This is a genomic window from Bacillus sp. JJ634, from assembly GCF_036962285.1.
In the GTDB taxonomy this organism is placed as follows: domain Bacteria; phylum Bacillota; class Bacilli; order Bacillales; family DSM-1321; genus Peribacillus; species Peribacillus asahii_A.
Genome location: NZ_JBALMU010000115.1, coordinates 1 through 7,203 on the forward strand (window position 1 = coordinate 1; position 7,203 = coordinate 7,203).

At 40.4% G+C, this 7,203-nt stretch carries 6 protein-coding genes, 8 tRNA genes and 1 rRNA gene; all 15 read left to right on the plus strand.

The features are described from left to right. Window positions 1-94: 94 nt before the first annotated feature. The 15 genes from rrf (at window position 95) to glmM (ending at window position 7,161) form a co-directional block, all read left to right on the plus strand. Window positions 95-210: ribosomal RNA gene (rrf, locus tag V7068_RS16475) — 5S ribosomal RNA — on the plus strand. Between the two features lie 52 nt (window positions 211-262). After that, window positions 263-337 (plus strand) — tRNA-Asn (locus V7068_RS16480). A 1-nt stretch (window position 338) separates the two neighbouring features. Further along, window positions 339-411: transfer RNA gene (locus V7068_RS16485), tRNA-Thr, on the plus strand. A gap of 32 nt (window positions 412-443) precedes the next feature. Continuing rightward, window positions 444-518 (plus strand) — tRNA-Glu (locus V7068_RS16490). Window positions 519-522: 4 nt separating this feature from the next. Continuing rightward, a tRNA-Val gene (locus V7068_RS16495) sits at window positions 523-598 on the plus strand. A 7-nt stretch (window positions 599-605) separates the two neighbouring features. Further along, a tRNA-Thr gene (locus tag V7068_RS16500) sits at window positions 606-681 on the plus strand. Between the two features lie 15 nt (window positions 682-696). Next, window positions 697-780: transfer RNA gene (locus V7068_RS16505), tRNA-Tyr, on the plus strand. A 35-nt stretch (window positions 781-815) separates the two neighbouring features. Continuing rightward, a tRNA-Gln gene (locus tag V7068_RS16510) sits at window positions 816-890 on the plus strand. 18 nt (window positions 891-908) lie between these two features. Beyond that, window positions 909-984 (plus strand) — tRNA-Ala (locus V7068_RS16515). Between the two features lie 137 nt (window positions 985-1,121). Continuing rightward, complete coding sequence (rocF, locus tag V7068_RS16520; protein WP_499713691.1) at window positions 1,122-2,024, plus strand: arginase; 903 nt, start codon at window positions 1,122-1,124, stop codon at window positions 2,022-2,024. Between the two features lie 183 nt (window positions 2,025-2,207). After that, on the plus strand, window positions 2,208-2,771 hold the full coding sequence (gene sigW / locus V7068_RS16525; protein WP_499713692.1) for an RNA polymerase sigma factor SigW: 564 nt from the start codon (window positions 2,208-2,210) through the stop codon (window positions 2,769-2,771). A gap of 16 nt (window positions 2,772-2,787) precedes the next feature. After that, window positions 2,788-3,423, plus strand: coding sequence for an anti-sigma factor family protein (locus tag V7068_RS16530; RefSeq protein ID WP_499713693.1), 636 nt, complete (start codon window positions 2,788-2,790; stop codon window positions 3,421-3,423). A 153-nt stretch (window positions 3,424-3,576) separates the two neighbouring features. Further along, a complete protein-coding gene (gene cdaA / locus V7068_RS16535; RefSeq protein WP_127758695.1) occupies window positions 3,577-4,401 on the plus strand; it encodes a diadenylate cyclase CdaA in 825 nt (274 codons plus the stop codon). Then, window positions 4,394-5,758, plus strand: coding sequence for a CdaR family protein (locus tag V7068_RS16540; RefSeq protein ID WP_499713694.1), 1,365 nt, complete (start codon window positions 4,394-4,396; stop codon window positions 5,756-5,758). Before cdaA ends, V7068_RS16540 begins: the two co-directional genes overlap by 8 nt. 53 nt (window positions 5,759-5,811) lie before the next feature. Continuing rightward, on the plus strand, window positions 5,812-7,161 hold the full coding sequence (gene glmM / locus V7068_RS16545) for a phosphoglucosamine mutase (RefSeq protein WP_499713695.1): 1,350 nt from the start codon (window positions 5,812-5,814) through the stop codon (window positions 7,159-7,161). Window positions 7,162-7,203: the final 42 nt, after the last annotated feature.

Here is a 7,203-nt window from a genome sequence, read left to right on the forward strand (position 1 = left end):
TATCTAGTTTTGAAGGAATAAAAAACAAAATTTATTCTTGCAAAGTCTCAAAGAATATATTAAAATAATAAATGTCTTTGAGAGATGAATATAGTCTGGTAATGATGGCGAAGAGGTCACACCCGTTCCCATTCCGAACACGGAAGTTAAGCTCTTCAGCGCCGATGGTAGTTGGGGGTTTCCCCCTGTGAGAGTAGGACGTCGCCAAGCTGTTTCATAATAATATTATGAACAATAACGAGTTTTAGGAAACATTTATTATTCCGCAGTAGCTCAGTGGTAGAGCACTCGGCTGTTAACCGAGCGGTCGTAGGTTCGAATCCTACCTGCGGAGCCATGCTTCCATAGCTCAGTAGGTAGAGCACTTCCATGGTAAGGAAGAGGTCAGCGGTTCAAGCCCGCTTGGGAGCTTACTGTTACTGACTAGATCTACTTTTTATACAGGCCCCTTGGTCAAGCGGTTAAGACACCGCCCTTTCACGGCGGTAACACGGGTTCGAATCCCGTAGGGGTCACCATTTTGGAGGATTAGCTCAGCTGGGAGAGCATCTGCCTTACAAGCAGAGGGTCGGCGGTTCGATCCCGTCATCCTCCACCATTTATATGCCGGTGTAGCTCAATTGGTAGAGCAACTGACTTGTAATCAGTAGGTTGGGGGTTCAAGTCCTCTTGCCGGCACCATTCCCACATATATGTGGAGGGGTAGCGAAGTGGCTAAACGCGGCGGACTGTAAATCCGCTCCTTCGGGTTCGGCAGTTCGAATCTGCCCCCCTCCACCATCTTATAAAATTATAGGCGTTTTTTATTCATATATTGGGCTATAGCCAAGCGGTAAGGCAGCGGATTTTGATTCCGTCATGCGAAGGTTCGAATCCTTCTAGCCCAGCCATCTTTTTAAATTTCATATGGGGCCTTAGCTCAGCTGGGAGAGCGCCTGCCTTGCACGCAGGAGGTCAGCGGTTCGATCCCGCTAGGCTCCACCATTAACTACATAACACCATAATTTCGTCTTAAACTAATATAGTTTAAGACTTTTTTGTGTTTGTATCTTTATACATCAATTTGTTAAGTTGAACCATTTGTCTTTTCAGTTATAAAATGGAAGAGAGGGGGAGATGAGATGAATATAGAGAAAATATCATTAATCGGTGTTCCTATGGACCTTGGTCAAACACGGAGAGGGGTAGATATGGGGCCAAGTGCGATCCGGTATGCTGGGATTGTTGAGCGTTTTGAGGATCTGCAACTTGAAGTGGAAGACTTAGGAGATATCATTATTAGTCGCACTGCTAGTAGAGCTCCTTCGCACTCTAATTTAAAAAACTTACCGGTTGTTACGGAGGTAAATCGATTATTAGCAGATAAAGTAGATGAAATTATGAAGAATCATTCATTTCCGCTTGTGTTGGGGGGGGATCACTCCATTGGTATTGGCACTTTGGCTGGGGTAGCAAAGCATTATCAAAATTTAGGTGTAATTTGGTTTGATGCCCATGGAGATTTAAATACAGAGGAGACTTCCCCTTCTGGTAATATACATGGAATGCCGCTAGCTGTTAGTATAGGGCTTGGTCATCCAGATTTAGTCAATATACAAGGGTATGCGCCCAAGGTTAAGCCAGAACATATTGTGATTATTGGCGCTCGATCACTTGACGAAGGCGAGAAGAAGTTGATTAAGGAAAAAGGAATTAAAGTCTATACGATGCATGAAATTGACCGTTTAGGAATGGCAACGGTTATGGAGCAATGTATTACATACTTAAGTGAGCGAGTAGACGGCGTTCATTTATCTCTAGATTTAGATGCGCTAGACCCCGCAGATGCCCCAGGGGTAGGGACACCTGTTAATGGAGGGGTTAGTTATCGAGAAAGTCATTTAGCCATGGAGATGTTGGCAGAGTCTCAATTAGTTACTTCTGCAGAGTTAGTTGAGGTAAATCCGATTTTAGATGAACGAAATAAAACGGCAGTGCTTGCAGTCGCGTTGATGGGCTCACTGTTAGGAGAAAAGCTTTTATAAGTTAGTTTAAGAGGACAGTAACTTCCGAGTCATGAAGTTGCTGTTTTTTTATATTTGTTCATTTGTATTTTATTGAACAAACTAGTAAAAACTTTGTTAAAATTAAAATGGGGAAATTTTTGAAACCTTTTAGCTTACGATTCGTACTTATCGTATAGCCGCATGAGCGGGGGTAGAAACAGGATGGAAGCACTTATAAAAAAAAGAATTAATCAAGTTCTAAAAGGTGATCAAAACGCATTTGGAGAAATTGTTGAACTATATAAGGATAAAGTTTTTCAACTTTGCTTTAGGATGCTGGGGAATAGGCATGAAGCAGAGGATTTAGCTCAAGAAGCGTTTGTGAGGGCCTTTGTAAATATCCATAGCTTTAAGATTAACATGAAATTTTCAACATGGTTATATCGAATTGCAACGAACCTCTGTATTGATCGACTTCGAAAGAAGAAGCCGGATTATCATTTAGATGCTGAAGTAGCTGGTACAGAGGGATTGAATATGTATTCGCAGATTGCTTCAGATACATTGAAGCCAGAAGAGGAAGTAGCATCATTAGAGCTTCAAGAATCTATTCAGGCAGAAATCACAAGGTTGCCAGAAAAATATCGATCGGTTATCGTTTTGAAATATATTGAAGAACTATCATTGAAGGAAATTAGCGACATATTGGATCTACCAGTCGGTACAGTCAAAACGAGGATACATCGCGGTCGTGAAGCTTTGCGAAAACAACTGCGCCATTTTTAAAAAGAAGGTGAGTATTTTGAATTGCCATGAGGATATCATTGAATATATGCACGATTATTTAGATGAAGACATTACGTCAGATCATCAAGAAATTTTACGGAGTCATTTACAAACCTGTTCTGAATGTCGAGAGTATTTTCATGAGATGAAAAAGGCAGTTGCTCTCGTACAAAGCACGTCCCATATTAAAGCACCTGATGACTTTACAGCTAGAGTTATGGCCCAACTTCCTAAGGAGAAAAAACAAGTAGGGGCTAAGCGCTGGTTTAAGCAACATCCACTTTTAACAGCAGCGTCCTTGTTTGTTTTACTTATGACAGGTTCCGTTTTTTCGACTTATAATGAAGATCAACGATTCTCTGTATCGAAGCAACCGAATTTAATTGTAGAAGGTGAAACGGTCATTGTTCCAGAGGGGAAGACCGTTGAGGGAGATATCGTTGTCCAAAATGGGGACATTCGTATTGAAGGTCAAGTGGATGGTGATGTGACTGTTATCAATGGTCAACAATATATGGCTGCAGCTGGGAATGTTACGGGGCAGATTGAAGAAATTGATCAAGCTTTTGAATGGTTATGGTTTAAGATAAAACATACAGTGAAGTCAATTGTGTACCCAGAAGCAGGAGAAAAATCAGGCGAGGAGAACTAGGTAGCGAATCTGCCTGAAGCTAGTGCTTCAGGTAGATTTGCCTTTTCCGATTATATTAAATTTAGGATTATGATATGGAAAATGGTATACTAAAAAGGTTCGTGATATTTGTGCTTACATAGGTTAAGTGTTTTATTGACTGGAGGAAATAATATGGCATTACCCGATTTAACATTTTGGGATTACGTAGTAAATTTATTAGATATTTTCCTCGTTTGGTTTTTAATATATAAGATATTTAACATTATTCGCGGGACAAAGGCTGTTCAACTGTTAAAAGGGATTTTTGTTATTGTGGTTGTGCGCAGCTTGAGTAGTTTGCTTGGTTTAAATACGTTAGGGTGGTTAATGGAGCAGGTTATGACCTGGGGGGTTTTGGCTATCTTGATTATTTTCCAACCAGAATTAAGACGTGCTCTTGAACAGTTAGGACGAGGAAGCCTTTTTTCACGAAATAATATGCCAGAAGAGGATGAGCAAGAGCATTTGGTAGAAGAAATTGTGAAAGCTTCTGCCTATATGGCAAAAAGACGGATTGGAGCTTTAATTTCAATTGAAAAAGGGACCGGTTTAAGCGACTATATTGAAACAGGTATTCCGCTTGGATCGCATATTACGTCGGAATTATTGATTAATATATTTATTCCCAATACCCCGCTTCATGATGGTGCGGTAATCCTGCAAGATAATAGAGTGGCTGCGGCGGCTTGTTATTTGCCGTTATCGGAAAGCCCTTTTATTTCGAAAGAATTAGGTACACGTCATCGAGCGGCAATCGGTATTAGTGAAGTAACCGATTGTTTAACCATTGTTGTCTCGGAAGAAACAGGGAGTATTTCACTGACTAAAAATGGTGAACTGTATCGTAATTTAGATCAGGATGCATTTAAAGAAATGCTGATAAATGAACTTGTATTAAATAAAAACAAGCCTACTTCCTCAGGAATCTTGAGTTGGAGGGGGAAGAAGAATGGATAAACTGATGGCGAATAAATGGTTTGTTAGAATCGCGTCGTTTGTGATTGCTGTTTTACTGTTTATTTCAGCGAACTTTGAGTTGCAGTCTGATAAAAAGTCAATTGGATTTTCAACTTCTCCTGATATCGCTACGGAGACGATTGAGAACGTCCCGGTTGAAGTGTACTATGACATGGAAAACCTGGTTGTCAGCGGTATGCCTGATAATGTTGATGTGACCTTGAAAGGGGCTAAGGCACTTGTTACAGCTGCAAAAAATCAACGTGACTTCAAAGTGTATGTTGATCTTTCTGACCCCAATATTACGATAGGAAGTCGAACTGTAACGTTTAAAATTAGTGATCTAAATGAAAAACTAGTGGCAACAATTGAGCCGGAATATGTCGAAGTGAACATTCAAGAGAGAGTCACGAAAGAATTCCCAGTTGAAGCTGAATATGACCCCTCTGTGTTAGCCGATGGATATTCAGCAGAACCGCCGATTGTTAGTCCACAAACAGTAAAAGTTACGGGAGCTAAGGAAACGATTGAACAAATTTCTTATGTGAAAGCCATGATTGGTTTAAATAAAGATGTTAAACAGACAGTAAACGGTAAAGCAACTGTTCGGGCTTTAGACCGCAATTTAAATAATCTGGATGTCGTTATTGAACCAGCAAGTGTTAACGTTACTTTGCCGATTAGTATACCGTCTAAAACAGTTAAAATTAATGCTGTTCAAAAAGGGAAGGCCAAAGATGGAATTCAAATTAAGAGTTTATCAGTTAATCCAAAAGAGGTAACGGTATACGGAAAAGAAGAGGATCTAAAAAACATTAACAGTATTAATGTAGATGTTGATATTTCAAAAGTGACCGGCAATACGGAATTAGAGGTCAAACTGCCACAGCCTGATGATGTGAAGAAAATGTCAGTAAGCACGGTTAAAGTGAAAGTCCAAATTGATCACGTAGTGGATGAAGAAGAAAAAGAAAAAGAAAAAGAAGATCAAGCACAAGAAGAACAAATAGAACAGGACGAAGAGGAACAAACGCAGGAGCCACAGGAGCAGCAAGAAGAAGAACAAGAGGTATCGGTTGAATCTAAAAAACTAACTAACCTCATAATTGGGATTACTGGGTTGGATGAGAATCAGGAAGTAGAGGTAGAACCTAAAAAGACGGATATTACGCTGATGGGAGCTAGCCAAGACTTAAAGAATATAACAGTGAATGACATAGTCGTGACAGCGGATGTTAGTCAATTAACAGAAGGTGAGCACGATGTACCGTTATCTGTTAAAGTACCTGACAATGTGGAATGGGAACTCTCATCATCAACCGCAACGGTCTCCATTACTCAAAAGGAAGAAACATAGCCTACGCTAGGCGGTTATACAATAGAAATGATTCAAAGAAGGAGCGATTTTAGATGGGTAAATATTTTGGTACAGATGGAGTAAGGGGTGTGGCGAATAGCGAACTAACTCCTGAATTAGCATTTAAGTTAGGACGTTTTGGCGGGTATGTATTAACAAAGCATGCTGAGACTCCGAAAGTTTTAATCGGACGTGACACGCGTATTTCTGGCCATATGTTAGAAGGCGCACTGGTAGCAGGCTTATTATCTATTGGTGCCGAAGTAATGCGCTTAGGAGTCATTTCAACCCCTGGTGTGGCCTATTTAACAAAAGCGTTAAGTGCTGAAGCAGGTGTCATGATTTCTGCTTCACATAACCCAGTTGCGGATAATGGGATTAAATTTTTCGGACCAGACGGGTTTAAGCTGACAGATGAGCAGGAAGCAGAAGTAGAAGCGCTGCTTGATTCAGAACAAGATGAGCTGCCACGTCCAGTTGGTGGAGATCTAGGACATGTCAATGATTATTTCGAAGGTGGCCAAAAATACATTCAGTACTTAAAACAATCTGTGGATGAAGAGTTTACAGGTATTCATATTGCTTTGGATTGTGCTCACGGTGCGACATCTTCTCTTGCGACACATTTATTTGCCGATTTAGATGCAGATGTTTCGACAATGGGGGCTTCACCAAATGGTTTAAATATTAACGAAGGTGTGGGATCGACGCATCCAGAAGCGTTGGCTTCCTTTGTTCTTGAAAAAGGTGCGAGTGTAGGACTGGCATTTGATGGTGATGGTGATCGCATTATCGCTGTTGATGAAAAAGGAAACATCGTGGATGGCGATCAAATTATGTATATTTGTGCCAAGTATTTAAAGGAACAAAATCGTTTAAAACATAACACAGTTGTTTCGACGGTAATGAGTAATCTTGGTTTCTATAAAGGATTAGAGGAACATGGTGTGAATAGCGCACAAACGGCTGTTGGAGACCGATACGTTGTTGAAGAAATGAAAAAGGGCGGCTACAATCTAGGGGGAGAACAATCAGGTCATATTATTTTCCTGGATTATAATACAACAGGAGATGGTTTATTAACCGGTTTACAACTCGTTAATATTATGAGTGAAACGAAGAAACCGTTATCTGAATTAGCTGGCGAAATGAAGAAGTATCCACAAACACTTGTGAATGTACGTGTGAGCGATAAACATGGTGTTACAGCGAATGAAAAAGTGCAAGGCGTCATTCGAGAAGTGGAAGCGGAGATGAATGGGAACGGACGTATTTTAGTTCGACCATCAGGAACAGAGCCTCTTGTGCGCGTTATGGCAGAAGCCCCGACTTCTGAAGAATGTACACATTATGTCAATCGAATTGTCACTGTTGTACAAGCTGAAATGGGATTGACTGAATAAGAAAACTTTTACAAAGGTATGTTTTAAAAATATGCATAACAG

Bases quoted from the DNA above. Each gene is read 5' to 3' on its own strand.
- glmM (WP_499713695.1), top strand. From the start codon at position 5,812: ATGGGTAAATATTTTGGTACAGATGGAGTAAGGGGTGTGGCGAATAGC.
- cdaA (WP_127758695.1), top strand. From the start codon at position 3,577: ATGGCATTACCCGATTTAACATTTTGGGATTACGTAGTAAATTTATTA.
- V7068_RS16540 (WP_499713694.1), top strand. From the start codon at position 4,394: ATGGATAAACTGATGGCGAATAAATGGTTTGTTAGAATCGCGTCGTTT.
- sigW (WP_499713692.1), top strand. From the start codon at position 2,208: ATGGAAGCACTTATAAAAAAAAGAATTAATCAAGTTCTAAAAGGTGAT.
- rocF (WP_499713691.1), top strand. From the start codon at position 1,122: ATGAATATAGAGAAAATATCATTAATCGGTGTTCCTATGGACCTTGGT.